Source organism: Vibrio sp. 1727, from assembly GCF_033344415.1.
Lineage (GTDB): Bacteria > Pseudomonadota > Gammaproteobacteria > Enterobacterales > Vibrionaceae > Vibrio > Vibrio alginolyticus.
The window spans coordinates 1-500 of record NZ_JAWPOT010000737.1 but is presented as its reverse complement, the minus strand read 5'-3'; the positions used below and the strand labels follow the sequence as shown (position 1 = coordinate 500).

The 500-nt window shown below is 48.6% G+C and carries 1 protein-coding gene; it reads left to right on the top strand.

The genetic code is table 11. The features are described from left to right. The coding region (locus tag R8O10_RS27890) for a flagellin (protein WP_318192317.1) at positions 1–500 on the top strand (500 nt) is incomplete at both ends.

Sequence of the window (500 nt, the reverse complement as noted above, 5' to 3'; positions counted from 1 at the left end):
TTAACACTCAAAGTAGGCGATAACCTTGAAGAAGTGGCAACCTACATTAATGCCCAGCAATCGGTAGTCGATGCTTCTGAAACGCAAGATCATCAATTGCAGTTTTTTACCTCGACACTGAACGCGCCAGGAGGCGTCACAAGGAAAGGCAATTTTGCCGATGAGATGGATATAGTTTCCGGTGAGTTGGTGACCGTTGATGATCTCGATATGTCGACAGTAGGAGGCGCTCAGCTTGCCATTGGTGTGGTGGATGCGGCGATAAGGTATGTTGATTCTCATCGCAGTGAAATCGGTGGATTTCAGAACCGTGTGAGTGGTACGATCGATAATTTAAACACCATTAACCGGAGTGTTTCGGAATCAAAAGGGCGAATTCGAGATACAGACTTTGCTCGGGAGTCGACAGAAATGGTGCGCTCTCAGGTGCTGCAGGATGCGACAACTGCATTACTCGCTCAAGCGAAGCAAAGGCCGAGCTCAGCACTAGGCTTGCTCAG